The organism is Rahnella sp. PAMC25617 (assembly GCF_050606005.1).
GTDB classification, from domain to species: domain Bacteria; phylum Pseudomonadota; class Gammaproteobacteria; order Enterobacterales; family Enterobacteriaceae; genus Rahnella; species Rahnella variigena.
The window spans coordinates 730,045-755,104 of record NZ_JBOCUM010000006.1 but is presented as its reverse complement, the minus strand read 5'-3'; the positions used below and the strand labels follow the sequence as shown (position 1 = coordinate 755,104).

General features: G+C 53.0%; 24 protein-coding genes. 11 read left to right on the top strand and 13 right to left on the bottom strand.

What is annotated here, in order from left to right:
• Positions 1 to 18: 18 nt before the first annotated feature.
• The 5 genes from ppx to purM all read right to left on the bottom strand — a co-directional run bounded on the left by ppx (position 19) and on the right by purM (position 6,505).
• On the bottom strand, positions 19 to 1,563 hold the full coding sequence (gene ppx, locus ACM615_RS09600) for an exopolyphosphatase (protein ID WP_112287570.1): 1,545 nt from the start codon (positions 1,561 to 1,563) through the stop codon (positions 19 to 21).
• 22 nt (positions 1,564 to 1,585) lie between these two features.
• Entirely contained in the window at positions 1,586 to 3,655 is a 2,070-nt protein-coding gene (gene ppk1, locus ACM615_RS09595) for a polyphosphate kinase 1 (RefSeq protein ID WP_112287571.1), read from the bottom strand.
• Positions 3,656 to 3,990: 335 nt separating this feature from the next.
• Positions 3,991 to 4,566: a spermidine N1-acetyltransferase gene (gene speG, locus ACM615_RS09590; RefSeq protein ID WP_112287572.1), complete on the bottom strand. Its 576-nt coding sequence runs from the start codon at positions 4,564 to 4,566 to the stop codon at positions 3,991 to 3,993.
• 220 nt (positions 4,567 to 4,786) lie between these two features.
• Positions 4,787 to 5,425, bottom strand: a complete 639-nt coding sequence (gene purN, locus ACM615_RS09585; protein ID WP_113876104.1) for a phosphoribosylglycinamide formyltransferase — start codon at positions 5,423 to 5,425, stop codon at positions 4,787 to 4,789.
• A gap of 42 nt (positions 5,426 to 5,467) precedes the next feature.
• Entirely contained in the window at positions 5,468 to 6,505 is a 1,038-nt protein-coding gene (purM, locus tag ACM615_RS09580; protein ID WP_113876103.1) for a phosphoribosylformylglycinamidine cyclo-ligase, read from the bottom strand.
• 348 nt (positions 6,506 to 6,853) lie between these two features.
• On the opposite strand from purM, the gene upp reads away from it, so the two are divergent.
• The 3 genes from upp to hda all read left to right on the top strand — a co-directional run bounded on the left by upp (position 6,854) and on the right by hda (position 9,854).
• On the top strand, positions 6,854 to 7,480 hold the full coding sequence (gene upp / locus ACM615_RS09575) for a uracil phosphoribosyltransferase (protein WP_013576561.1): 627 nt from the start codon (positions 6,854 to 6,856) through the stop codon (positions 7,478 to 7,480).
• 209 nt (positions 7,481 to 7,689) lie between these two features.
• Entirely contained in the window at positions 7,690 to 8,982 is a 1,293-nt protein-coding gene (gene uraA, locus ACM615_RS09570; protein WP_112287575.1) for a uracil permease, read from the top strand.
• Between the two features lie 164 nt (positions 8,983 to 9,146).
• Complete coding sequence (gene hda / locus ACM615_RS09565; RefSeq protein WP_431011809.1) at positions 9,147 to 9,854, top strand: DnaA inactivator Hda; 708 nt, start codon at positions 9,147 to 9,149, stop codon at positions 9,852 to 9,854.
• Positions 9,855 to 9,919: 65 nt separating this feature from the next.
• Here the strand turns inward: hda and arsC are convergent, their stop codons facing one another.
• Both arsC and ACM615_RS09555 read right to left on the bottom strand, forming a co-directional pair.
• Entirely contained in the window at positions 9,920 to 10,276 is a 357-nt protein-coding gene (arsC, locus tag ACM615_RS09560) for an arsenate reductase (glutaredoxin) (RefSeq protein WP_113876102.1), read from the bottom strand.
• A gap of 27 nt (positions 10,277 to 10,303) precedes the next feature.
• Positions 10,304 to 11,833, bottom strand: a complete 1,530-nt coding sequence (locus tag ACM615_RS09555) for a beta-barrel assembly-enhancing protease (RefSeq protein ID WP_165929022.1) — start codon at positions 11,831 to 11,833, stop codon at positions 10,304 to 10,306.
• A gap of 260 nt (positions 11,834 to 12,093) precedes the next feature.
• On the opposite strand from ACM615_RS09555, the gene ACM615_RS09550 reads away from it, so the two are divergent.
• Positions 12,094 to 13,158: an AI-2E family transporter gene (locus ACM615_RS09550; protein ID WP_112287578.1), complete on the top strand. Its 1,065-nt coding sequence runs from the start codon at positions 12,094 to 12,096 to the stop codon at positions 13,156 to 13,158.
• 75 nt (positions 13,159 to 13,233) lie between these two features.
• On the opposite strand, the gene bcp is transcribed toward ACM615_RS09550, so the two are convergent.
• Positions 13,234 to 13,707: a thioredoxin-dependent thiol peroxidase gene (gene bcp / locus ACM615_RS09545; protein WP_112287579.1), complete on the bottom strand. Its 474-nt coding sequence runs from the start codon at positions 13,705 to 13,707 to the stop codon at positions 13,234 to 13,236.
• Positions 13,708 to 13,732: 25 nt separating this feature from the next.
• Positions 13,733 to 14,299, bottom strand: coding sequence for a glycine cleavage system transcriptional repressor (locus ACM615_RS09540; RefSeq protein ID WP_112287580.1), 567 nt, complete (start codon positions 14,297 to 14,299; stop codon positions 13,733 to 13,735).
• Between the two features lie 145 nt (positions 14,300 to 14,444).
• Between ACM615_RS09540 and dapA the strand changes: the two genes are divergently transcribed.
• The 7 genes from dapA to ypfH all read left to right on the top strand — a co-directional run bounded on the left by dapA (position 14,445) and on the right by ypfH (position 21,604).
• A complete protein-coding gene (gene dapA, locus ACM615_RS09535) occupies positions 14,445 to 15,326 on the top strand; it encodes a 4-hydroxy-tetrahydrodipicolinate synthase (protein ID WP_095925033.1) in 882 nt (293 codons plus the stop codon).
• Between the two features lie 16 nt (positions 15,327 to 15,342).
• Positions 15,343 to 16,422, top strand: a complete 1,080-nt coding sequence (bamC, locus tag ACM615_RS09530) for an outer membrane protein assembly factor BamC (protein ID WP_112287581.1) — start codon at positions 15,343 to 15,345, stop codon at positions 16,420 to 16,422.
• A 56-nt stretch (positions 16,423 to 16,478) separates the two neighbouring features.
• The gene (gene purC / locus ACM615_RS09525; protein WP_015698209.1) at positions 16,479 to 17,192 is read left to right on the top strand and encodes a phosphoribosylaminoimidazolesuccinocarboxamide synthase; all 714 of its coding nucleotides are present in this window, start codon (positions 16,479 to 16,481) and stop codon (positions 17,190 to 17,192) included.
• 220 nt (positions 17,193 to 17,412) lie between these two features.
• Complete coding sequence (ypfJ, locus tag ACM615_RS09520) at positions 17,413 to 18,291, top strand: KPN_02809 family neutral zinc metallopeptidase (protein WP_112287583.1); 879 nt, start codon at positions 17,413 to 17,415, stop codon at positions 18,289 to 18,291.
• Between the two features lie 114 nt (positions 18,292 to 18,405).
• Positions 18,406 to 18,858 carry a DUF441 domain-containing protein gene (locus ACM615_RS09515; protein ID WP_112287584.1) on the top strand — a complete coding sequence of 151 codons (453 nt, stop codon included), beginning with the start codon at positions 18,406 to 18,408 and terminating at the stop codon, positions 18,856 to 18,858.
• Between the two features lies 1 nt (position 18,859).
• Positions 18,860 to 20,845, top strand: coding sequence for a tRNA(Met) cytidine acetyltransferase TmcA (locus ACM615_RS09510; RefSeq protein ID WP_431011808.1), 1,986 nt, complete (start codon positions 18,860 to 18,862; stop codon positions 20,843 to 20,845).
• Positions 20,846 to 20,953: 108 nt separating this feature from the next.
• Positions 20,954 to 21,604: an esterase gene (gene ypfH, locus ACM615_RS09505; protein WP_132965105.1), complete on the top strand. Its 651-nt coding sequence runs from the start codon at positions 20,954 to 20,956 to the stop codon at positions 21,602 to 21,604.
• 77 nt (positions 21,605 to 21,681) lie between these two features.
• On the opposite strand, the gene ACM615_RS09500 is transcribed toward ypfH, so the two are convergent.
• From ACM615_RS09500 to ACM615_RS09485, 4 genes are all read right to left on the bottom strand, one after another.
• Entirely contained in the window at positions 21,682 to 22,782 is a 1,101-nt protein-coding gene (locus ACM615_RS09500) for a phosphoserine transaminase (protein WP_129638345.1), read from the bottom strand.
• A gap of 2 nt (positions 22,783 to 22,784) precedes the next feature.
• Positions 22,785 to 24,065, bottom strand: a complete 1,281-nt coding sequence (locus tag ACM615_RS09495) for an ATP-grasp domain-containing protein (protein WP_113876097.1) — start codon at positions 24,063 to 24,065, stop codon at positions 22,785 to 22,787.
• A gap of 130 nt (positions 24,066 to 24,195) precedes the next feature.
• Positions 24,196 to 24,381 carry a YpfN family protein gene (locus tag ACM615_RS09490; RefSeq protein WP_112287588.1) on the bottom strand — a complete coding sequence of 62 codons (186 nt, stop codon included), beginning with the start codon at positions 24,379 to 24,381 and terminating at the stop codon, positions 24,196 to 24,198.
• On the bottom strand, positions 24,368 to 25,051 hold the full coding sequence (locus ACM615_RS09485) for a M15 family metallopeptidase (RefSeq protein ID WP_181955506.1): 684 nt from the start codon (positions 25,049 to 25,051) through the stop codon (positions 24,368 to 24,370). Before ACM615_RS09485 ends, ACM615_RS09490 begins: the two co-directional genes overlap by 14 nt.
• Between the last annotated feature and the right edge of the window lie 9 nt (positions 25,052 to 25,060).

Here is a 25,060-nt window from a genome sequence, read left to right as displayed (position 1 = left end):
TTTATAGCGACAAACGAATTAGTCTTCCGCTGCGCCGTCTTCTTCTTCGAGCATCAGTTTCCAGCCCGTGACGTCATCCCAGTAGCTTTGTTCTTTTTCAAAATCCAGCTGAACCAGGTTGTTCTGCGCCAGATATCCGGCCGGGAAACGCAGCGTCCAGTGATTATCATCGGTAGATAACCGCAGGGATTCCGGCGTGGTTGTGGACTGGCGCTGGTTATTGAGTAATGCGCCAAGACGCAGCAGCTGAATAAGAGGAATGTAGTGTTTCTTCTTAAACAGATTCAGGCGTGGCAATTCTTCCAGCTTGATGGCTTTACGATGGAAACGTACCAGCGTCGCCAGCAGCGTTTGCTGTTCCTGATTAAAGCCCGGCAAATTAGTGTTTTGCAGGATATAAGAAGAGTGGCGATGCATTCCGGAGTGGTTAATGCTCAGACCCACTTCATGCAGCATGGCGCTGAATTTCAGCAGTGATTCCAGCTGCGGCTGCACCAGTTTAGTATTTTGTGCTAACCACTGGCTGTAAAGCTGCTCGGTGGTTTCCAGCACGCGGCGCGCCTGTTCCCGGTCGATATTGTAATGGTCGGCCAGACTTTTCGCGGTACGCGTGCGGATGTCCTGGTGACGGAAACGACCTTCCATCTCATACAGCACACCTTCACGCAGCGCGCCGTCTGAAAGACGCAGCTCTTTGACAGCCAGCGCATCAAATACGCCACGCAAAATCGCCAGTCCCGGCACAAACACTGACTGACGGTCTTCCGATAAGCCCGGTAAATCCAGATCACTGAATTTTTTGAAATTCAGCACCGCTTCGGTCAGCATTTCCAGACGCTCAGGGGTGATCAGTCCGTCTTTCTCCCCCATTGCGACCAGCACTTCGTAAGCCGCTTTGATACTGCCGGACGCGCCCAGCGCATACTGCCAGCCTTGCAGACGGTACTGCCAGGCCAGTGTTTCCAGCTTCTGCGCGGCAGCGAGTTGCGCACGTTTGAAGTTGCTGCGACTGATTTCGCCTTCCGGGAAAAACATCTGCGCAAAACTGACACAGCCCATACGGCGGCTTTCTGCCAGCAAAGGTTCGAAATCTTCGCCGATGACCAGTTCCGTAGAACCGCCACCGATGTCGATGACCAGCTTGCGACCTTTTTCCGGCTGCGTGTGTTCAACACCCATAAAAATCAGACGTGCTTCTTCCTGCCCGGAAATAATTTCAATCGGGTAGGGGATCACTTCTTTCGCACGCCTGAGGAACTCCTCGGCGTTCACCGCCTGACGCAGGGTATGCGTGCCGACGATGGTGACGTTGCTGTCCGGAAAACCTTGCAGACGTTCTGCAAATAAAGCCAGGCAATCCAGCCCACGTTGCATGGCTTCTTCACTGAGCACACTTTTATTGTCGAGACCATCGGCCAGATGAACGCGTTGTTTCAGGCGACCTAAGACCTGCATCGCGCCGTTAACCACGCGCGCGATGACCATATGGAAACTGTTCGATCCGAGATCGATAGCCGCAATTTCCTGTGGCTTGGCGTTCATTGGGCTGTTTTTAAGGGGCATAGTTGTGTAGCGCTCCAGAGATTCAGGCTTGCTGACTTTGTTGTTCCAGATCTTTCAGATATTCGTAAATCGCCAGCTGCGCACGCACTTTGCGACGATTTCCGCGTGGAACATACCGGTTGCTCAGTTCTTTATCAATCACTCTGGCTTTTACCGTGTCACTAAACAGCAGTTCTAGAATATCCAGAACGCGCTGTTTAAGGCGTGGATCGAGCAGGGCGACAGCAACCTCAATTCGGTAATCGATATTACGGGTCATCCAGTCAGCAGAAGACAGGAATACTTTGGTATCGCCACCATTTTCAAAGACATAAACACGGTCGTGCTCAAGATAGCGGTCAATAATACTGGTGACCTGAATGTTTTCGCTAAAGCCCGGTAAATTCGGGACCAGCGAACACATACCGCGGATCAGGAGACGGATTTTCACCCCGACGTTAGACGCGACGTACAGGCGGTCGATCAGTCCTTTATCCACCAGATTATTGATTTTCAGCGTAATACCGCCTGTGCCGCCAGCCTGTACATTGGCAATTTCTTTGTCGATCAGGCGATACAGCATGTCGCGCGAGTTTTGCGGTGACACCATCAGATGCTCGAAAGAGACCGGCCGGTACGGGTTCTCAATAAAGTTAAACACCCGGCGGACTTCGTTGGTGATGCGCGCATCCGCCGTGAGCAGCGAATAGTCGGTATAAAGGCGGGCGGTTTTCTCGTTAAAGTTACCGGTCCCAATATGAGCATAGCGGACAATTTCATCGCCTTCGCGGCGGGAAATAAGAAAGAGTTTTGCGTGAATTTTCAGGCCCGGCGCAGAGAAAATAACGTGTACACCGGCTTCTGTCAGACGTTTCGCCCAGTGAATGTTGGCTTCTTCATCAAAGCGCGCCTGAAGTTCGACGACGACGGTCACTTTCTTGCCGTTGTGCGCCGCGTGGATCATCGATTCGATGATGCGTGAATCTTTCGCAACGCGGTATATATTGATTTTTATGGATAAAACGTTCGGATCGAACGACGCCTGGCGCAGCAGTTCCAGCACGTGTTCAAACGTATGATACGGATAATACAGCAGCACATCCTGCTCGCGGATCGCCGCAAAGCCATTGCGGAATTTATCGAACCATAAATGGCGCAGACGTGGCAGCGGGCGGTTGACCAGATTGGCTTTACCGACATTCGGGAAACTGATGAAATCTTTAAAGTTATGGTAACGGCCACCGGCGATCACAGAATCATAGTTCGAGATACCCAGCTTGCCGCGCAGCAATTCCACCATTTCATCGGGCATATCGCGCTGATAAACAAAACGCACCGGCTCGGCGGTCAGACGCTGTTTCAGGCTCGATGACATCAGTTCCAGCAGGCTCGATTCCATTTCCGTGACCAGATCGTATTCGGCGTCACGGGTCATTTTCATCGAATAGGCATTCAGCGCGTCGTAATCAAAGAAGCCTTTGAAAATATCGTCCAGGCAATAACGCAGAATGTTATCAAGCAGGATCATTGGCTTGCGGCGGCGCGGAGCTTCCGGCGGCAGATTGACGAAGCGCGGCACTTTATCTGAGGGGATTTCCAGCAGCGCATAGTGAATTTCTTCGCCACGGATAATTTCGACCGCCAGATAGGTGTAATCGTCTTTAAGGAACTGCACCAGATTGGTGTCGTGATTAATCAGAATGGGCGTGATGTGCTGGCGCAGATGATGTTTGAAATACTGACGCAACCAGGCTTGCTGATTCTCAGAAACCTGCCGTTCGTTAATCAGGAAGATCTGATTACGCGCCATTTCCAGCAGCAAATCGTTGTAAAGGCTGTCAAATTCCTGATCAATACGCAGAACTTTCGCCTGAATTTTTTTCAGTAAATGACGGGAGGCACCCAGAAAGCCTTGTTCTTCACTGATGAGGATCCGTCGCTTTAAATCGGCAAAACGGACTTTATAGAACTCATCCAGGTTATTGGAGTAGATCCCTAAAAAACGCATCCGTTCGATCAGGGGATTGCTTTTGTCTGCCGCTTCCTGCAACACGCGCTCATTGAAGGACAGCCAGCTTAGTTCTTTCTCGATATAAAGCTTTTCCTGACCCATTTTCACTCCGTTCATTTAGCTTGCAACCTGGCCCATACAGGCAAATTTGCCCGAAAACACCGCAATTTAGCTCAGCTTATTCCTCGTGTTACGGGCCGTTTTTTCAGGTCAGCGTAACAGGAAGCTGTCAGTGAGAGGGGCCTAGTGTCTGCTATCAATATTGCGAAAGATTGACAGGAAAGTCCAACATAACTGGGGATGATTTCAGGAGAGTTTATATCAGGGGAACAAATGAGAGAAAAAGGCGGGAAAAGTCTTACCGGTGAAGGAGTTCTTTTCCCCTCACCGGTAATTTATGGCCTGATTTTTAACGCGCTAAACTGTACAGCACTAAACTACACCGCGCTGGCGCCAATCAGTGATTCAGTTTTGACCTGAACCGGTTTGGTTTTGTACTTCGCCAGGAATTGCGGCTGGAAAATACACATGCGGATGGCACTGCGGTATTCGCCGTTCACAAAGAATTCCTGTTTCAGTTCACCTTCGATCTCAAACCCTAATTTGCTGTAAATGTGGATCGCCTTTTTATTTTCTTTATCGACGATTAAATACAGTTTGTAGAGGTTCAGAACTGAGAAGGCATAATCCATCGCCAGACGCACGGCATCACCGGCAAAGCCTTTGCCCTGATGTTGCGGGTCAATGATTATCTGAAATTCCGCGCGGCGGTGAATATGATTAATTTCCACCAGCTCCACTAAGCCGACCGGTCCGCTTTCGAATTCTATAATAAAGCGGCGTTCGCTCTGGTCATGGATGTGTTTGTGATACAAGTCGGTCAGTTCGACGAAAGCCTCGTAAGGTTCTTCAAACCAGTAACGCATGATGCTGGCGTTATTATCAAGACGGTGAACAAACGACAGGTCGTCCTTTTCCAGTGGACGTAATCTGACGCTGTTATGGCTAAACATGGGGTGTTCCTCAACTATAAAAGCCGTTTTATGAGGGTAACCTTCGTAAATATGAGGTCTGAAACAACTGTGTTTCAGATGAAGGTCGGCGCACAAACGACGTTTAAACGTGCGCCGGGATGTGCATTATATCGGGTAAAATGTAAACAAATGTCAAATGATGGAAAATAAAAAACCGGCACGTGGCCGGTTTATAGTGAAATCGTGAGGCAAGTACAGATTAATCTTCTGCGTATCCGCGTTCAGAAAGCGGTTTGTTATCCAGAAACGCCTGACCGTTTTGCAGTGATAAACGTCCGTCAACAAACCAGCTGACCACCAGCGGATAAATGCTGTGTTCCTGCGTTTGCACGCGGGCAACCAGCTCTTCTTCCGTATCCTCAGCAAAAACCGGCACTTTAGCCTGTAAAATTACCGGGCCACCGTCGAGTTCTTCCGTCACGAAATGTACGGACGTGCCGTGTTCAGCATCCTGATTTTCAATCGCCTGACGGTGAGTATGTAAACCCGGATATTTCGGCAGCAGGGAAGGGTGGATGTTAATCATGCGCCCTGCAAAGCGCTGAACGAATTCGGCGCTCAGGATCCGCATGTAACCGGCAAGAACCACCAGAGAGGGCTTAAAGGTTTCAATAGCATCAGCCAGTGCAACGTCAAAGGCGATGCGGTCTTCGTAAGCTTTTACATCCAGCGCATGTGCCGGAATATCGGCTAAACGGGCTCTTTCAAGCCCGTATGCAGCGATTTTATTACTGAAGACTGCACTGATTTCTGCGTTGATTCGTCCCTGCTGGCAGGCATCGATCAGGGCCTGTAAGTTGCTTCCCTCGCCCGATACCAGAACCACAATCCTTTTCATATCCCTACCTGTCGTCTTCAGTGAATAGAGTGACCTGACTGATTACTCAATAACGACGCGCTCAGCGGAGTCAGAGGCCTTAACATAGCCAATTTTCCACGCTTTTTCACCCTTGTCATTCAGTAACGCAATCGCCTGGTCGGCACGTTCTGCCGGAAGTGCGACCACCATGCCCACGCCACAGTTAAAGGTGCGGTACATTTCGTGACGGCTGACGTTACCGGTAGTCTGCAACCAGGTGAAGACGTCCGGCCATTCCCAGCTGGCTTCTTCGATGATGACCTGAGTGTTTTCCGGCAGTACGCGCGGAATATTTTCCCAGAAGCCGCCACCGGTCAGGTGAACGATACCGTGAACGTCCACGTTTTCGATCAGATTGAGGATCGACTTCACGTAAATTTTGGTTGGTGCGAGCAGGTGATCAGCCAGGGATTTGCCTGCCAGTGTGGTGGTTTCCGGGTCAGTGTTGCTGACTTCCAGAATTTTGCGCACCAGGGAGTAACCGTTGGAGTGCGGGCCACTGGCGGCGAGGCCGATCAGCACATCGCCGTCAGCTACTTTGCTGCCGTCGATAATTTCTGATTTTTCCACTACGCCAACACAGAATCCGGCGACGTCGTAATCTTCGCCGTGGTACATGCCCGGCATTTCAGCGGTTTCGCCGCCGACTAACGCACAGCCAGACTGTTTACAGCCTTCTGCAATACCGGTGATCACACTGGCGGCGATATCGACGTCCAGTTTGCCGGTGGCGTAATAGTCGAGGAAGAACAGAGGCTCAGCGCCCTGAACGATCAAATCGTTGACGCACATCGCGACCAGGTCGATACCGATAGTATCGTGGCGTTGTAAATCCATCGCCAGACGCAGCTTGGTGCCAACGCCGTCGGTACCCGAAACCAGCACGGGTTCACGATATTTTTGCGGCAGCGCGCAGAGAGCACCAAAACCCCCTAATCCACCCATAACTTCCGGGCGACGGGTCTGTTTTACTACACCTTTAATGCGATCTACCAATGCGTTACCGGCATCGATATCTACGCCTGCGTCTTTATAGCTGAGAGAGGTTTTGTCGGTCACTGCGAAGTCCCCACGGCGGTTTGGGTTGGTGGTTGAAGAATAAAGCGGGGCAATTCTAACAGTGGAAGCAAACGTTTGCGAGCGCCTTATTCAGAGTCACTATCTATACTTAAAGATACAACACTTAGCCGAAGTCATTGGCGTTGCAGCAAGGCAGCAAACGAGCGAATCCCGACGAGCTGACTTGAGTCAGTGATTCGGGTGAGAGAGGGCCGCTAACGCCGCTGCGGCTTCAATGAAGAAGGATAAGTTGATTTGGATCAGGCTAATTGGTATGGCGTTCAAAAAAAATGGCGTTATAATCTCGCGATTTTTTTTTGCAGCTCAACCACCTTAGGAGAATAAATAATGAAGATCGTCGAGGTGAAACACCCGCTGGTGAAACACAAGCTGGGCCTGATGCGTGAAAACGACATCAGCACGAAACGTTTTCGCGAACTGGCTTCTGAGGTGGGAAGTCTGCTGACGTATGAAGCGACTGCCGATTTAGAAACTGAAAAAGTCACCATCGAAGGCTGGAATGGCCCGGTGGAAATCGATCAGATCAAAGGCAAGAAAATTACTGTCGTGCCAATCCTGCGTGCCGGTCTGGGCATGATGGAAGGCGTACTGGAGCACGTTCCGAGTGCGCGTATCAGCGTCGTCGGCGTGTATCGTGATGAAGAAACCCTGAAACCTGTGCCGTATTTCCAGAAGCTGGTTTCTAACATCGAAGAACGTCTGGCGCTGGTCGTTGACCCGATGCTGGCCACCGGTGGTTCTATGATTGCCACCATCGACCTGCTGAAAAAAGCGGGCTGCCAGAGCATTAAAGTGCTGGTGCTGGTTGCTGCTCCGGAAGGGATCGCCGCTCTCGAAGCCGCGCACCCGGACGTTGAACTCTACACCGCCTCGGTGGATCAGGGACTCAACGATAAAGGCTACATCATCCCGGGGCTCGGCGATGCGGGCGACAAGATATTTGGTACGAAGTAAGCAATTAGCAATAAGCCGACTAAGCAGTCGGCTTTTTTTTGCTCGTCATACTTCAGGCTGCAGATGCGTTGGCTGCGCCCGTTCACCCCGGTCACATAGTTATCTATGCTCCCAGGGACTCACGGGCTTGCCGCCTTCCTGCAACCCGAATTATTTCGAGCAAAGGGTTTGGTTTAATACAACATCACACCATTGAGAGGATCACATTCATGACCCGTCGTGTCATCGGGGTAAGCGAACGTCCGCCATTGCTGCAGACAATCCCCCTGAGTTTCCAGCATCTGTTTGCCATGTTTGGTGCCACCGTTCTGGTTCCCATTCTGTTTAAGATAAACCCGGCGACGGTGCTGCTGTTCAATGGCATAGGGACTTTGCTGTATTTATTTGTCTGTAAAGGGAAGATACCGGCGTATCTCGGCTCGAGTTTCGCGTTTATTTCACCGGTGCTGTTGCTGTTGCCGATGGGGTATGAAGTGGCGCTGGGCGGATTTATTGCCTGCGGTTTACTGTTTTGTCTGGTGGCGCTGATTGTTAAGAAAGCCGGTATTGGCTGGATCAACGTGATGTTCCCGCCCGCGGCGATGGGGGCAATCGTGGCCGTCATCGGGCTTGAACTGGCCGGTGTCGCAGCGAATATGGCCGGACTGCTGCCTGCCGATGGCGCAGCGGTAGACTCTACCACCATCACCATTTCACTGGTGACGCTGTCGGTGACGATTCTGGGTTCCGTACTGTTCCGCGGTTTCCTGGCGATTATCCCGATCCTGATTGGCGTGCTGGTCGGTTATGCACTCTCGTTCTTCATGGGCGTAGTGGATGTTTCTGCTATTGAAAACGCACACTGGTTCGCGCTGCCAACTTTCTATACGCCGCGTTTTGAATGGGTGGCTATCCTCACCATCCTGCCTGCGGCGCTGGTGGTGATTGCTGAGCACGTCGGGCATCTGGTCGTGACGGCGAACATTGTGAAGAAAGATTTGCTGCGGGATCCGGGTTTGCACCGTTCGATGCTGGCGAACGGCCTGTCGACCGTACTGTCCGGTTTCTTCGGTTCTACGCCAAACACCACCTACGGCGAAAACATCGGCGTGATGGCGATCACCAAGGTTTACAGCACCTGGGTTATCGGCGGCGCGGCAATCCTGGCTATTCTGCTTTCCTGTATCGGGAAACTGGCGGCGGCCATTCAGGCGGTGCCGGTACCGGTGATGGGCGGGGTTTCGCTGCTGCTTTACGGCGTCATTGGCGCTTCAGGGATCCGCGTGCTGATTGAATCGAAAGTTGATTACAATAAAGCGCAGAACCTGATCCTGACTGCGGTGATCCTGATCATCGGCGTCAGCGGAGCGAAGATCCACATCGGTGCGGCTGAGCTGAAAGGCATGGCGCTGGCGACGATCGTCGGTATCTTCCTGAGCCTGCTGTTCAAAGTGATTGAGATTTTCCGCGGCGAAGAGCAGATCATTGACGTGGAAGATGAGCGGGAAAATCCGCCAGTCTGACCGTGATCATTCCTGACCGTCAGGCAGCTGCTTGCCGGTCAGGTGCTCGGATCGCAAGCGGTTGCACCGGGTACAGTTCATTTCACGACGGATCCTTGCTAGAATTCGGCAGTTCCTTTTATTGACGTGACAACATCTGCGGTCTTTATGCCGCTTCGGTTGAGGTGCTTCTGAATACGCCGGCACAGCTTTCCCTGCCACTTTATCTACCCGATGATGAAACCTTTGCCAGTTTTTATCCGGGGGAAAACACTTCTCTGCTATCTGCCATTCAGAGCGCATTGCATCAGGAACACGGCACCTATATTTATTTCTGGTCACGCGAAGGCGGCGGCCGCAGCCATCTGTTACACGCAGCTTGCGCAGAATTATCGCAGCGCGGCGAAGCGGTAGGGTATGTGCCTTTAGACAAGCGGGCTTATTTCGTGCCGGAAGTGCTGGATGGCATGGAGCATCTGGCGCTGGTGTGTATCGATAATATCGAAGGCATTGCCGGTGATGATGAATGGGAAGCCGCTGTTTTCCATCTTTATAACCGCATTCTTGAAACCGGTCGCACGCGTCTGTTTATTACCGGCGATCGTCCTCCGCGTCAGCTGAATCTCAGCCTGCCGGATCTGGCTTCCCGTCTCGACTGGGGGCAAATCTACAAACTTCAGCCACTTTCCGACGAAGAAAAACTTCAGGCATTGCAGTTACGCGCCAAACTGCGCGGCTTTGAACTGCCGGAAGACGTGGGCCGTTTCCTGTTAAAACGGCTGGACAGGGAAATGCGTACGCTGTTTATGACGCTCGATCAGCTCGATCGCGCATCTATCACCGCGCAACGCAAACTGACGATCCCGTTCGTGAAAGAAATTCTCGGGCTGTAAGCGGAAGGCTTTACTGGGAAAGGACAGCCGGGTTCGTAAACCGAACCCGAATGTAATGGCGGGGGTTATAAAATCTCTTTCACCTGTTCCGGCGGACGACCTAAACGCGCTTTGCCGTTGGCAACCACAATCGGACGTTCAATCAGCCGCGGATGATCCGCCATTGCCTGTAACAGTTGTTCCTCGCTCAGGTCTTTGTCTTTAAGATTCAGATCCTTATAAATCTGCTCGCCTTTGCGCATCAGTTCCCGCGCTGAGCTAAAGCCCAGCAGCCCCAGCAGTTCTTTCAGCTTATCCACCGACGGCTGAGTTTCCAGATACAAAATCACCTGCGGCTCAATGCCTTCTGCTTCCAGTAATTTCAGGGTCTCACGGCTTTTTGAACACGCCGGATTGTGGTAAATCTCGACATCATGTGGCATTAACATTTCTCCATTCTGGCGCTGAAATCAGCCTTTCTGATACTGACGGAATCGCCCCTGCAACTGACGAAGCTGGTCGATGCGTGCGTCGTAACGGGCCTGTTCCAGACTGCCTAATTTTTGTAATGCGCTGGCGTTGCTCAGCATTTCAATCGCCTGATCCAGACGGCCGATTAACGCCATGCTTTCCGCTCTGGCGGCCAGTTCCTGCGCACGCAAACCCTGAGCCGCAGCGGCCTGAGATAACAGATCCCAGCCATTCGGATCACCCGGGTAATTGAAAGTATAGCGGTTGAGGATCTTCATGGCATTGGCCGGTTTCGCCCCTTCGAGGTAAGCGTTGGCCAGATTGAGCTGAAGTACCGGATTTGAACTGGTCGCCGCACCCGCCTGTTCCAGACGCGCAATAGCCTGCGGTGCACGTTTGCTCTCGATATCGGTATCGGTCGCTAAATCCAGCAGCCATTCGTTGCCCGGATTTTGTGCCAGCAGCGGCTCGAGGATCGCCCGTGCCTGATCGTATTTCTTAGCTTTGTAGAATTGCAGCGCATGGCCGTATTTTGCCGCCAGTTGCTCACGGATATTGCCGTTGCTCAGCTTCAGTAAATAGTCATCGCTCAGCGGGAAACTGTCGGAACCGTACATCCCCAATATGCGCACTTTCGCCATGGTGTAATCTTGTGAAGATTGCACAATCGGGTGCGGCATCTGGTTGGCGCGGTTGCGGATATCGGCCAGACGGCTGTCGGGTAACGGGTGCGTCAGCAGCATTTCCGGCGGGCGGGTCGAATAGCTGGCCTGATCGGCCAGTTTTTGCAGGAAGGCGGGCATGGCCTGCGGATCAAATCCGGCACGCTGCAAAACCTGAATGCCGATACGGTCCGCTTCCTGCTCATTGCCTTGCGTGAAGCTGATCATGCCTTGCTGCGTTCCCGCCAGCGTACCGGTCAGCGCTGCCATGCCCATTTGCGGGCTGGCCATCGCCAGCAGGATAGAGCCTAGTGCGCCCACCCAGGTCAGCGGGGCGTTGCGCTGTTGATCTTCCATCGCGCGCGCCAGATGGCGCTGGGTCACGTGGGAAATTTCGTGCGCCATAACGGAAGCCAGCTGGCTCTCATTATCGGTATAACGGAACAGGGAAGAGTGGATCACCACGTTGCCGCCAAAGAAAGCAAAGGCGTTCAGTTCATCGTTATTGACGATAAAAAAATGAAAAGGGGTACGGACGGAATAAGCGTGAGCTACCAGCCGCTGGCCAAGTTCATTGACGTACTGATTAAGCAGCGGATCGTTAATCAGCGGCGTGCTGGCGCGCATCTGACGGACGTAAAAATCGCCCATCTGCAGTTCCTGATTGATGCTCAGCGTGCCGCCGGCGGTGGTACCGATATCGGGTAACTGATCGCTTACCGGCGGAGCCAGGGGGGAACTGGTTTTGGCAGAACTCACCGGCGTTGACCAGAATGAACTGTCATCCGCACCTGCGGGCAGAATAGAGCCTGTGAGCAGGCTGCCCAGACACAGGGCAATCACCGTTTTTTTCAACCGCATGACCATAAACATTTGCTTCCCAATAAGTGAACCGCGATACCGATGAGCTTTGCGAGCCTTTCTTCCATGATCAGTGAGTCAGACCATTATTTTCTGACGCTTTTCTTTGCGCCTGTCTCTATAGTAGCTATCCTCGTGAGAGTTTAAAACACTGTGCAGCTACAGTGGTATGACAACGAATTTTTTAGATAGTTACTTGTGTCTGAGCGCGCAGGGAACATACAGCGCACACCCGCCAGAACAGGAAACTACAGGAGCGTTCTCTGATGTTGGACATGTTGTTACAGTGGTATCGCCGTCGCTTTACCGATCCCCAGGCCATTGCGCTGCTGGCCATCCTGGTCGCGGGTTTTTGTATTCTTTATTTTCTTAATGGCATTCTTGCGCCGCTTCTGGTGGCGATTGTTCTGGCGTATTTACTGGAATGGCCAACTGTTCGTCTGCAACATGTCGGGCTTTCCCGCACGCTTTCCGTCAGCGTCGTGCTGATTATTTTTGCCGGTATTTTACTGCTCGGCATGTTCGTTATTGCGCCGGTTACCTGGCAACAGGGCGTGAATCTGATGACAGATTTGCCCAGTATGCTTAACCGTTTTTACGATTTTGCAGCCACGTTACCCAAGCGTTATCCGGCGCTGGTCGATGCCGGTATCATCGATATGATGGCCGAAAACATGCGCAGCAAGTTATCGGGGCTCGGCGAGTCTGTGGTGAAATATTCACTGGCGTCGCTGGTAGGCTTACTGACGCTGGCGATTTACCTGATTCTGGTGCCGATGATGGTGTTCTTCCTCCTCAAAGATAAAGAGCAGATGCTCAATGCCGTGCGTCGCGTGCTGCCACGCGATCGCGGGCTGGCCGGACAGGTTTGGGTGGAGATGAATCAGCAAATTACTAATTATATCCGCGGTAAAGTGCTGGAGATGATCATCGTCGGTGTCGCCACTTATCTGGTATTTGTGGTGATGGACATGCGTTACTCGTTGCTGATGGCGGTGCTGGTGGGCGTATCTGTGCTTATCCCGTATATCGGCGCGATGCTGGTGACCATTCCGGTGGTGATTGTGGCGATGTTCCAGTGGGGACTCGGCGCGGATTTCTGGACGCTGATTGTCGCGTATCTGGTCGTTCAGGGACTGGATGGTAACGTGATTGTGCCGCTGCTGTTTTCAGAGGCGGTAAACTTACATCCGCTGGTGATTATTCTGGCGGTTGTCGTGTTTGGCGGGCTGTGGGGATTCTGGGGTGTATTCTTTGCAATACCGCTGGCGACGCTGGTCAAAGCCGTGGTTCACGTCTGGCCGGATGAATCACTGAACGAAACGGTCTGATTCTTTCTGCTACCGTACCCAATAAAAAAAGCGCGTCTGCGCTTTTTTTTATGAACGTTTGTCAGGCGTGAGAGATCAGGCAGACTTCTCGTTCAGATAGGCCATCACGATGTCATGGTGGTTAGTGGTTTTAAAGTCGTCGAACACTTTCTCGACCTTGCCATTGCCGTCGAGCAGGAAGCTGATGCGATGGATGCCGTCATAGGTTTTACCCATAAAGGATTTTTCACCCCAGACGCCAAACTGCTCGCAGACCTGATGATCTTCATCGGAAAGCAACGTGAAGTTCAGCAACTCTTTTTCAGCAAAACGCGACAGTTTTTCTGGCTTATCTGTGCTGATCCCCAGCACTTCGACGCCTGCACTTTTCAACTGATCCATGTTATCGCGCAGTCCGCAGGCCTGTACCGTACAACCCGGGGTCATGGCTTTTGGATAAAAATAGACCAGGACACGCTGTCCCTGGAAGTCGGCCAGATTAATTTGTTCACCATCTTGATCGGGTAAACTAAATTGCGGCGCAGGATCACCGGCTTTCAGTGGGCTCATTGTCTTTCTCCGTATCTTTCAGCTGTTACTGCAGTTTATTTTCATTCTCAGAATAACTAACGACGTTAATACTGCCTTGCGCTTTCAGTTCTGTACATAGCTGATGAAACGCCTGCTCAATAATTGCCGGATCGGTATTTGCCGCGCTGTGCGCCGTGATCTGAATAGAAAGCTGCGCGGGCAACGTGGCGTCCGCCGGACGGGTTTTTGACGCAAGTTCGGCGATATTCATCTGATGCGTATCGAATAAATCGGTAAAACGCTCAATCAGATGCGGCGAGTCTTTGACTTCCACTTTCACCCACACGGTGGCAGGCATCGGCGGGCGTTCATGGGCGCTGGTGCGTTTCATCACAATCAGCAACTCAAGCTCCGCGCCTTTTTGCGGCAGGGTGGATTCAATCAGGGTGATGGCGTTCCAGCTGCCTGAAAGCAGCATGATGAACGTAAACTCATCGCCCAGCATTGCCAGCCGGCTGTCTTCGATATTACAGCCGCAGCTGCTCACCTGACGGGTAATAGTGTTGACGATACCAGGGCGATCGGCACCCAACGCGGTGATGACCAGATAATGTTGTTGTGGCTGCGGCAAAATGGGTCTTCCTGTCGTGCTTTGGAGTATTCCCAAGGTAAACATAAAAAAAACCGCCGGACAAGCGGTTACCGCTCGTTGATTGCTTGCTTTTGCAGTGGTGTCAAAAGTACCATGAGTGACCTGTTTGTGGAGGGGAAGGTCAATGTTTACGGGAAGTATTGTTGCACTGGTTACGCCGATGGACACCAAAGGTGCCGTCGATCGCGCAAGTCTGAAAAAACTGATTGATTATCATGTGTCCAGTGGTACTGCGGCGATCGTTTCCGTTGGCACAACCGGCGAGTCAGCAACGCTGAGCCACGAAGAGCATGGTGACGTGGTCTTACAAACACTGGAACTGGCCGATGGCCGCATTCCGGTGATCGCAGGCACAGGTGCAAATGCCACCGCTGAAGCGATTTCTCTGACGCAACGTTTTGAAAAAAGTGGCGTTGTTGGCTGTCTGACAGTCACCCCTTATTACAACCGTCCGACTCAGGAAGGCCTGTATCAGCACTTCAAAGCTATCGCTGAAAACACCTCCCTGCCGCAAATTCTCTACAACGTGCCTTCACGTACCGGCTGCGATATGCTGCCGCCGACCATCGCGCGTTTAGCAAAATTGAAGAATATTGTTGCTGTTAAAGAGGCAACAGGGAACTTAAGTCGTGTTAGTCAGATCCAAGTGCTGGTTGATGATGAAGATTTCATTCTGCTGAGCGGCGATGATGCCAGTGGTCTGGACTTTATGCAGCTGGGTGGCAAGGGCGTTATTTCCGTTACTGCTAACGTCGCTGCCCGTGAAATGGCACAACTTTGTGAGCTGGCTGCTCTTGGCAATTTTGCCGAGGCGCGTCGCCTGAATCAGCGCCTGATGCCTTTGCATCAGAATTTGTTTGTAGAAGCAAACCCAATCCCGGTGAAATGGGCCTGTAAGGCACTGGGTTTGATGGCAACCGATACGATGCGTCTGCCTATGACGCCGTTAACAGATGCTGCCCGTCCGGTCGTGGAAGAAGCATTAAAAAGCGCCGGTTTGCTGTAACTCTTAGGAAGATTTGATGGCCTCTTTATTTGACAAGAATAGTTTCCAGATGACCCGATTGCAGAAAACAGCCGTAGCAAAAGTCGTGGGTGTTTCCCTGATTATGCTGCTGGCTGCATGTTCCAGCGACCAGCGCTACAAGCGCCAGGTGAGCGGTGATGAAGCCTACCTGGATGCGCCCGCGCTGCATGAGCTGAAAGCACCATCAGGCATGATCCTGCCTGTGCAGAACGGTACTTATGATATTCAGCAAGGCGCAATGCAGGGCGCGGTAGGTAAGCAGCTCGACATTCGTCCACCGGCCCAGCCGCTGGCGTTGCTGAACGGTTCCCAGACTCAGTTCTCCGGCGACACCAGTACCGTGCTGCTGGAAAACACGCCGCAAAACCGCGATTTGTGGAACAACGTCGTTAAAGCTGTTGAGCAAAATAAATTCAAAATTGCCAACCGTGATGACGCGAACCAGACGCTCTCCACTGATTTCGTTGACTGGAATCGTGCGGATGAAGACTTCCAGTACCAGGGCCGTTATCAGATCAGCGTGAAACAGCAGAGCTACCAGCTGGCACTGACCGTGAAAACGCTTGAGCTGAAACAGCAAGATAAAGCGGTGACGTCTACTGCCGAAATCCAGCGCTACAACAGCCAGATGATGAACGCCATCACGGCGAACCTGGATAAAGTGCAGCAGGATACTCAGGCGCGTCTCGATAACCGTCGCGTAGGTGAAATCGACGTCCAGAGTGGCGCTGATGATACCGGCTTACCGGTGCTGATCGTCCGTTCATCTTACGGCGTGGTCTGGGATCGTCTGCCTAATGCCCTGGCGAAAGCCGGCATGAAAGTGACCGACAGCAGCCGTCCGCAAGGCACAATGTCTGTGACTTACAAACCGCTGAATGACGATGCGTGGCAGACACTTGGTGCGAAAGATCCGGGCCTCAGCTCCGGTGATTACAAACTTCAGGTTGGCGACCTCGACAACCGTAGTAGCTTGCAGTTCCTTGATCCGAAAGGACATGCTCTCAGCCAGTCGCAGAACGACGCGATGGTGGCGGTCATGCAGGCCGCGTTTAGCCAGAGCAGCGCAAAATAATACCAAGGGGCTCCGGCCCCTTTTTACATCTGTTTTTTCCACTGGAGTAAGTAAAGATGCAAAAGTTAGCTGAGTTGTATCGCGGCAAGGCGAAAACCGTCTACACCACCGAAAACCCGGACCTTCTGGTACTGGAGTTCCGTAACGATACGTCAGCACTGGATGGTCAGCGTATTGAGCAGTTCGACCGTAAAGGTATGGTTAACAACAAATTTAACCATTTCATCATGGCTAAGCTGGAAGAAGCCGGTATTCCTACGCAAATGGAACGCCTGTTGTCTGACACCGAAGTACTGGTGAAAAAACTGGATATGGTCCCGGTTGAATGCGTTATCCGTAACCGTGCTGCTGGCTCGCTGGTAAAACGTCTGGGCATTGAAGAAGGTCTGGAGCTGAACCCGCCGTTGTTCGATCTGTTCCTGAAAAACGATGCGATGCACGATCCGATGGTCAACGAGTCTTACTGCAAAACGTTTGGCTGGGTGAACGAAGAAAACCTCGCGCGCATGAAAGAGTTGAGCTACAAAGCCAACGACGTGCTGAGCAAACTGTTTGATGATGCGGGTCTGATCCTGGTCGATTTCAAACTGGAATTCGGTCTGTTCAACGGTGAAGTGGTGCTGGGTGATGAGTTCTCACCAGACGGCAGCCGCCTGTGGGATAAAGAAACCCTGAACAAGATGGACAAAGACCGTTATCGCCAGAGCCTCGGTGGCCTGATTGAAGCCTATGAAGAAGTGGCTCACCGTATTGGTGTGAAACTGGACTAAGCGGCGCGTTATTTTTTTAGCCAGACTGCGCAATCGTTTACGCGGTGCGCACTTAACGGGTGATGGTCTCCGTCACCCGTTCTCTTTCCTGCATTTAATTTTCCTGTTTTCACACTGATTCCTTTCATTTAATCCCTTCGTCACTAAAATTACGTCCTTTCGCAGATGGTATTAACTGCATGTGCTGGCTAGTCTTAAAAAAAACAGGTTGGAGGTATCTATGCGTTGGCAAGGGCGTCGCGAAAGCGACAATGTAGAAGACAGACGCGGACAGGGATCAAACGGAGGTGGCGGTTTAGGTGGCGGGGGAATGCGTCTGCCTATCCGTGGCAAAAGCGGCATTGTGATCATCATTGTGGTGCTGGTTGCCGGTTATTACGGTATCGACCTCACTCCGCTGATTGACGGCGGGCAGTCCGGCGGTATGCAGCAACAGACACAGTCGCAATCCATCAGCCCGAAAGATGACGAGCAGGCCAAATTCACCTCGGTGATCCTTGCCTCAACGGAAGACACCTGGAAAGAGATTTTCCAGAAGCAGGGCATGACTTATCGTGAGCCGAAACTGGTGATGTATCGCGGCGCAACCCGTACCGGTTGCGGTACCGGCCAGTCGGTGATGGGCCCGTTCTACTGCCCGGCGGACAGCACGGTGTATATCGATTTGTCTTTCTATCAGGAATTGCAGAACAAACTCGGCGCGGGCGGTGATTTTGCGCAGGGCTATGTGGTCGCGCACGAAGTCGGTCACCATGTGCAGAACTTGCTGGGTACTGAGCGTAAGGTTCGCGAGATGCAGCAGGGCGCATCGCAGACGGTGGTGAATCAGCTGTCGGTGAAAATGGAATTGCAGGCTGACTGCTACGCCGGTGTCTGGGGACATGCCATGCAGCAGCAAAACGTTCTCGAAGAGGGCGACCTGAAAGAAGCGCTGGATGCTGCGCGTGCCATCGGCGATGACCGTTTACAGCAGCAAAGTCAGGGACGCGTTGTGCCGGACAGCTTCACACACGGTACGTCTGAACAGCGTTATACCTGGTTCAAACGTGGATTTGATACCGGTAATCCGGATCAGTGCAACACCTTCGCCAGCCGCTGATTAACAGGCAATAAGCGCTGGTCTGCTGCCAAAAACTGTTCAATAATCAATGACCGCTCCAGAGAGGCTCAGTGAGCCTCTCTTTTTTCCTCATGTTGAACCGCTGGGAATGCCATGGCTTTTCTCGATCCAACCCTTTTGATTTTACTTGTCTTCGCCGGTCTGGGCATCATCAGCCACAACAGCGCCGTCACCATCGCAATGTTCTTCCTTCTTACGGTCCGCATTACGCCGCTGAACAACTTTTTCCCGTGGATTGAAAAATACGGTCTGACCATCGGCATTATTATTCTGACCATTGGTGTGATGGCGCCGATTGCCAGCGGAAAAATCAGCGCCAGCACCGTGGTGCATTCGTTCTTTCACTGGAAATCCATTGTCGCCATTCTGGTGGGCGTGCTGGTGTCATGGCTTGGCGGACGCGGCCTGACGCTGATGGGTACGCAGCCGCATCTGGTGGCGGGTTTGCTGGTGGGCACCGTGCTGGGCGTGGCGATGTTTAAAGGTGTGCCGGTCGGGCCGCTGATCGCTGCCGGTCTGTTATCGATGATTGTTGGGAAAACCTGATATGTCAGTCACTTTGCCACAGCAACAGATGCAGCGGCTGGGCGTCCGGCGTTTGCTGGTGTTCAGTGGCGACGCGCTGTGGTGTGAACAACAGGCCATTCAGTTCTGCGCACAGAGTGCCGGTGACTGGCTCTGGCTCAGTGATTCCCCGCCTGATGACGTGAACGCCTGTTCGCCGTCAGCGGCACACATGCTGCTCGGGCAGGATATTTTTCACGGCGTGTTTGATGCCCGCCATAGCCTGAATGTCGAGGCGCTGGCGGCATTTTCCGGCGCATTGAAAGCCGGAAGCTGGCTGATTTTACTGGTGCCGGAATGGAGCGTCTGGGCTGACACGCCGGATGCCGATAGTCTGCGCTGGAGCGAACAGCCGCAGGCGATCCCGACGCCGCGCTTTATCCGCCGTTTCCAGTGTTTGCTTGAACAAGACCGCAGCGTCACGGTTTGGCGGCAGAATCAGCCTTTTGAGCTCGCGCCGTTGCCCGTTGCAGCAGACTGGCTGCCACCCGACGGTCAGCCTACCGCTGATCAATCGCAAATTTTACAACAACTGATGCAGGCTCAGTCCGGCGTGTGGGTGCTGACCGCGCCGCGTGGTCGGGGTAAATCGACGCTGGCGGGCATATTGATCCGTCAGTGGGCGGGCAGCTGTTGGGTGACCGCACCCGCCAAAGCGTCGGCCAGCCAGATACTAAATCAGCCAGCTGAATCTGCTCATTTTTTCGCGCCTGATGCGCTGCTGTCGTTATGCCGCGAAGGCGCTGTAACCGGCGCTGACTGGCTAATTATCGACGAAGCTGCCGCTATTCCGGCACCGATGCTTTCAGAGCTGGTTGCGGCTTTCCCGCGTGTGTTGCTGACCACTACGGTTCAGGGTTATGAAGGCACGGGGCGCGGGTTCTTACTCAAATTCTGTGCGTCTTTGCCGCAGTGGCATGACCTGCGTCTCAATGCGCCGGTCCGCTGGTCATCCGCCGACACTCTTGAGCCGTTCATCAGCGATTTATTGCTGTTTGATGAGCATCTTCCGGTTGCTGAGCAGACGGACGGCACATCAGAAATAGTCCCGGTTAATGCTGGAGACTGGCTGAGTGAACCGGCGTTGTTGCAGGATTTCTACGGCCTGCTTACCAGCGCGCATTACCGTACGTCACCGCTGGATCTGCGTCGTCTGCTGGATGCGCCGGGCATGACCTTCAGCGCATCGCGGATGCACAACACGCTGACCGGCGCGTTATGGCTGGTGGATGAGGGCGGGCTGAATGCGGAACTGGCGCAGGAGGTCTGGGCGGGCAGGCGACGTCCGCGCGGTAATCTGGTCGCACAATCACTCGCGGCTCACGCGGGTTTCCCCGAAGCCGCCGTATTACGTTCACGGCGCGTCAGCCGCATTGCGGTACATCCCGTGTTTCGCCGTCGGGGTATTGCTCGCGATTTGCTGGCGAAACAGCAACAGCGTGCGCAGCAGGCGGGGCTGGATTTCCTGTCGGTGAGTTTTGGCTACACATCAGATCTGGCGTCATTATGGCAGCAGGCCGAATTTCGGCTGGTGCGTATCAGTATGCAGAAAGAAGCCAGCAGCGGATGTTATGCCGCGATGGCGATATTACCGCTCAGTGCAGCAGGGCAGGCGCTGGCAGAGAGTGCAGAATCTCAGCTTAACCGTGACTGGCGCTGGCTGGCGCCGCAGATGGATCTGGTGTTACCGCTAAACAGCCCGGCAGACACGCAGCCTGACGACGCGGACTGGCGCGAACTGAACGGATTTGCTTTTGCTCATCGTCCGCTGGAAAGCAGTTTACCGGCGCTCAATCGCCTGCTTTTACACAGTGCTTTGCCGCTGACCGCGCTGCGTGCTCATCTGCAACAGGGGCAGAGCGTGGCAGAAATCGTCACGGCGCTGAAACTTTCCGGCCGTAAAGCCTTACTGACCCGCTGGCGTCAGGAGACACAACAGGCACTGAAAGACGCGGGAACTGCGGAATAAGTCACCGGTTTCATTGCAAAAAATGGAAAGACTCGTTCAATAAAACCCGATTTCACTGACCGGCAGGCGGCGTATAGTGAACCCATTAATCGACAACGGGAGAGAGCAATGAGCTCAGAACAGATTATCGTCCAGCAGCCGGAAGAAATAGCTAACCAGCTGATTTTATTGTTTCATGGTGTGGGTGATAACCCGATTTCAATGGGCGAAATCGGTAAGTTTTTCGCTGTTTCATTCCCGAAGGCGCAGGTGATCAGCGTCGGCAGTCCGGACATTTGTGATTTTGGCCGCGGCTTCCAGTGGTTTTCCGTACAAGGCGTGACCGAACAAAACCGTCAGCCACGTGTGGATGCCGCAATGCCGGCTTTCGTACAGATTGTCCGTGACTGGCAGCAGAAAACCGGTGTCACGCCGGAGCACACCACGCTGGTGGGCTTCTCACAGGGCACCATCATGGCGCTGGAATCGACGAAAGTTGAAGAGCATCTGGCATCACGCATTGTCGCCTTCAGCGGACGTTTCTCGTCTTTGCCGGAACAGCCGATTGCCGCCGGTACGGTGGTACATTTTATTCACGGCGAGCAGGATCCGGTGATCAACCCGTTCCAGTCGAAAAGTGCAGCAGAACGTCTGAAGTCTCTGGGCTGTGACTGTACTCTGGATTTGCAGGCCGGTATGGCCCACGGACTGGATTCGCATATGATCAACACCGCCATTGCTCATTTACAGAATTACGAGCCGAAATCGCACCAGCGCTGATTTTGTCGAGATTTTAAAAAGAAACGCCCCTGGCTGCATGACAACCGGGGGCGTTTTTTATGTCTGCCTGATGGCGATTATTTGCGGTTTTTACGCATGAAATCATCCATAAAGTTTGTCAGCTTTTCAGCCGCCGGCAGCGAAAGGGCGTTATAGATTGACGCACGGATACCGCCGATGGCGCGGTGGCCTGACAGACCCGAGAAACCTGCTTCATGGCTTTCCGCCAGGAATTTCTTCTCCAGCAATTCATCCGGCAGTTTAAATGCCACGTTCATTTGTGAACGGTCCGCTTTGCTGCTCCAGCCGTTATAGAAACCGTCGCTGTTATCGAGCATCGCGTACAGCAGTTCCGCTTTGTGGCGGTTGGTCTGTTCCATATTGTCCAGACCGCCGACATCATTGAGCAACCAGCGCGTGACCAGCAGCACCACATAAATCGCGAATACCGGCGGCGTGTTGAGGTTGGAATGGGATTCCACCTGACGGCGATAATTCAGGAACGAGGGCAATTCGTCAGACGACGCTTTCACCACGGTGTCGTGCACCAGCACGATAGTGACGCCAGCCGGGCCGATGTTTTTCTGCGCGTGGGCATAGATCACTGAGAATTTATTGGCATCGCAGGGTTTGGACAGGAAATCAGAGGACATATCGCAGACACGCGGTACATCGTCACGTCCCAGAACGCGCTGGAATTGCAAGCCTTCCACTGTTTCATTAGAAACGTAATGCAGATACGGCGCGTCAGGCGAAAACGCCAGTTCGTCATCCGCGGGCAGGCGGTTAAACCCGCAAGATTCACCGCTCCACAGCACTTTCACCGGCCCTTCGCGACGCGCTTCGGTGACGACTTTGCTGCTCCAGTAACCGGTATCCAGATATTCTGCGGCATGTTTCTGACCGCGTAACAGCGTCATCGGCACCATCGAGAACTGCTGCGTTGCGCCGCCCTGCAGGAACAGGATATGGAAATCTTTCGACAAGCCGAGCAGGGTGCGGATGTTATTTTCGGTTTCTTCAACAATGGCGGCAAACCAGTCAGAGCGATGGCTGATACCGAGAATGGACAGGCCAACTTCCGGCACTTCTTTAATCGCCGCTTCAACTTGTGCGAGCACGACTTCCGGCAATGCGCCGGGACCACCGGAGAAATTAAGGGCGTTACGTGAAATCATGATTATTCTTTTCCTTCTGGCGCATCAGCCGATGCACCGCTGTGCGCAAAGGCACGGGATAACAGCAACTCTCGGCATGCTGTTTTAACTTTATTCATATGAATTTGTTTGTGCGGGAACATCACTTCCAGATCCATCGCGTGGACGACCATCGCCGGATCGATTTCAAAGACCAGCAAACTGCCGTCCGGCGCTTCGCTGCAATCAATCCCCAGATAATCGAGCTGCGTGGCCTCAAAAATAGCCTTCAGCGCCTGCTGATGACGGGCAACGAATTCATGGAAGTTATTCAGAAACGCGGCTTCTTCTTCGCGTTTTTTCTGATCTTCATACATGAAGGCGTTGACGTAATGCACCATCCAGTGCGACGAAATCGCCATATGACAGGCATAAGGCACGCCGTCGATCAGCGAAATACGGTATTTACGGAACTGACCATCAGCGTTGCTGTAATCAATGAACTGCGAAAGGAAATAATCTTCCACCTGCACACGGGTCAGATAAACGGCCAGCTCTTCCGGACTGGTGATTTTTTCCAGACCGTGACCGCCGTGTGAACCGGCAGGTCGCAGGATCACCGGAAAATCACTGCCGGGCAATGCGCTGCTCAGGGAGATGTTGCCTTCCGCTACCGCAGATAAAGCCGAGAATGTCACCGGATGCGCCTGCGCAATGGTTAATCCCGGTTGATTTTGCAACAACGTGCTGGCGTTATGACGCTCGGAATTGGGAATATGTTGCGGCGCATTGATGACCGGCACCGGCCACTGGCGGGTGATACTTTCCAGCTGCTGTAACAGGAACAGGTTTTCAGTGGTGGCGCTGATGGCGACCATCAGCACATCATGCTCAGGGATCGGCGCTTCAAACGGCGCTTCGGGCGTGATGTAGTAGTAAATCAGCTCGATATCGCTGTTTTCCAGCAGGCAATCCAGCGGCACATTGGCCGATAACGTGCCGGGAACCATCAGCATCAGCAGGCGCATTTTCGCCGGTTGTTGTGCGGCATTCAGGGTATAAACCTGCTGCATAGCCAGCGCCTGATCCTGAATAGTCAGCCCGAGATCGGTGCGCTGCAGGCACAACATGACGGTGGACAGGTTCATCCACAGCACGGCGTCATCAGGGTTTTGCTGCGCGCGGGTCACCAGCTCCTGTGCGATGTCAGTACACTCATCACCGGCGATGCTCATACGTAAAAAAGGAGCCAGTCCCAGAAATTGCGTGGCGTCAAAATGCTCAGACGCAGCCTGAACAGGGTGGGAAATAGGTAGTGTTTGCAAAGGACGTGTTCTCTCCGTGCATCGGTTTCACGTTGCATGTTACCGGCAGGGGAGAAAGTCAATCGGCGGAGAATCGCTAGATTATCCGCCGACTAATATTGATTAAAGATGAAGGGCTACCGGATGGAAATTACTTTTTCTTCGGCCACTCGTCATCTTTATCCCATTCCGCATTGTTGTCGCGGTGCGGTGGGATCTCCGGTTTGTCTTTCAAAAACTTCTTAACATCCACGCGGTTCAGCTCTTTGATCCCGCTGATTAACATCCCGACCAGTATGATCAGAACGATCCACCAGTAATCTTTAAGCCACTCCATGGTGTGCTCCTTTAAGGGGTGAGAGGGCGATAAATCGCGGAAATATTTCCGTCATCTGACCGGCTAACCAGTCTGCGGCGGCCACTTCCTGTCCTGTCCAGGCGCTGATGAGAACGTGCGGTGTAAGCAATTTCTCGCACTCCTGCGCCAGCGGACGGTAACTCAGATGCCAGGGTTCAACGGCGACACCACCGGTATCTTCTGCGTACGGTCGATAAAAACCAAATTCCGCCATATGTGCTGAAAGCCACTGATTCAGCGGATAAAAATAACCGCCTTCCTCGTATTCCCATGGCTCCAGCTGCAACTTTTTATCAGCCGGTAACAGAGAAGGATCGTACACATCCAGATCACTGCCCCAGTGATGGCGGCTGGCACCCGGCAGCGCCGACCAGCGTAAAATCAGCTCACAACGTTCCGCTGTGGTTAACTCACTGATATCCACCGGCTGGCTGTTCTTATCTAATACTGGTCGCTCGCCGCGAAATTTGCCATTCCAGATCGCCAGCTGGCGACTGAAATCACGAAAAGTGCTGGCCGGTTGCAGATCAAAACCGGCAACACTGGCGGCCTGGCGCATTTTTTCAAATGCCTGCGCTGCCTCTTTCTGCAACCGGTGCGGGCCTTCGCCCAGCGTCACCAGATGCTCAGCGGAGCGGCCGGTCAGCATTTCATGGCT

Excerpts from the sequence above, each read along its gene's own strand:
- ppx (WP_112287570.1), bottom strand. The coding sequence starts at position 1,563 with ATGCCCCTTAAAAACAGCCCAATGAACGCCAAGCCACAGGAAATTGCG.
- ppk1 (WP_112287571.1), bottom strand. The coding sequence starts at position 3,655 with ATGGGTCAGGAAAAGCTTTATATCGAGAAAGAACTAAGCTGGCTGTCC.
- speG (WP_112287572.1), bottom strand. The coding sequence starts at position 4,566 with ATGTTTAGCCATAACAGCGTCAGATTACGTCCACTGGAAAAGGACGAC.
- purN (WP_113876104.1), bottom strand. The coding sequence starts at position 5,425 with ATGAAAAGGATTGTGGTTCTGGTATCGGGCGAGGGAAGCAACTTACAG.
- upp (WP_013576561.1), top strand. The coding sequence starts at position 6,854 with ATGAAGATCGTCGAGGTGAAACACCCGCTGGTGAAACACAAGCTGGGC.
- uraA (WP_112287575.1), top strand. The coding sequence starts at position 7,690 with ATGACCCGTCGTGTCATCGGGGTAAGCGAACGTCCGCCATTGCTGCAG.
- arsC (WP_113876102.1), bottom strand. The coding sequence starts at position 10,276 with ATGCCACATGATGTCGAGATTTACCACAATCCGGCGTGTTCAAAAAGC.
- ACM615_RS09555 (WP_165929022.1), bottom strand. The coding sequence starts at position 11,833 with ATGGTCATGCGGTTGAAAAAAACGGTGATTGCCCTGTGTCTGGGCAGC.
- ACM615_RS09550 (WP_112287578.1), top strand. The coding sequence starts at position 12,094 with ATGTTGGACATGTTGTTACAGTGGTATCGCCGTCGCTTTACCGATCCC.
- bcp (WP_112287579.1), bottom strand. The coding sequence starts at position 13,707 with ATGAGCCCACTGAAAGCCGGTGATCCTGCGCCGCAATTTAGTTTACCC.
- dapA (WP_095925033.1), top strand. The coding sequence starts at position 14,445 with ATGTTTACGGGAAGTATTGTTGCACTGGTTACGCCGATGGACACCAAA.
- bamC (WP_112287581.1), top strand. The coding sequence starts at position 15,343 with ATGGCCTCTTTATTTGACAAGAATAGTTTCCAGATGACCCGATTGCAG.
- purC (WP_015698209.1), top strand. The coding sequence starts at position 16,479 with ATGCAAAAGTTAGCTGAGTTGTATCGCGGCAAGGCGAAAACCGTCTAC.
- ypfJ (WP_112287583.1), top strand. The coding sequence starts at position 17,413 with ATGCGTTGGCAAGGGCGTCGCGAAAGCGACAATGTAGAAGACAGACGC.
- ACM615_RS09515 (WP_112287584.1), top strand. The coding sequence starts at position 18,406 with ATGGCTTTTCTCGATCCAACCCTTTTGATTTTACTTGTCTTCGCCGGT.
- ACM615_RS09510 (WP_431011808.1), top strand. The coding sequence starts at position 18,860 with ATGTCAGTCACTTTGCCACAGCAACAGATGCAGCGGCTGGGCGTCCGG.
- ypfH (WP_132965105.1), top strand. The coding sequence starts at position 20,954 with ATGAGCTCAGAACAGATTATCGTCCAGCAGCCGGAAGAAATAGCTAAC.
- ACM615_RS09500 (WP_129638345.1), bottom strand. The coding sequence starts at position 22,782 with ATGATTTCACGTAACGCCCTTAATTTCTCCGGTGGTCCCGGCGCATTG.
- ACM615_RS09490 (WP_112287588.1), bottom strand. The coding sequence starts at position 24,381 with ATGGAGTGGCTTAAAGATTACTGGTGGATCGTTCTGATCATACTGGTC.
- ACM615_RS09485 (WP_181955506.1), bottom strand. The coding sequence starts at position 25,051 with ATGCTGACCGGCCGCTCCGCTGAGCATCTGGTGACGCTGGGCGAAGGC.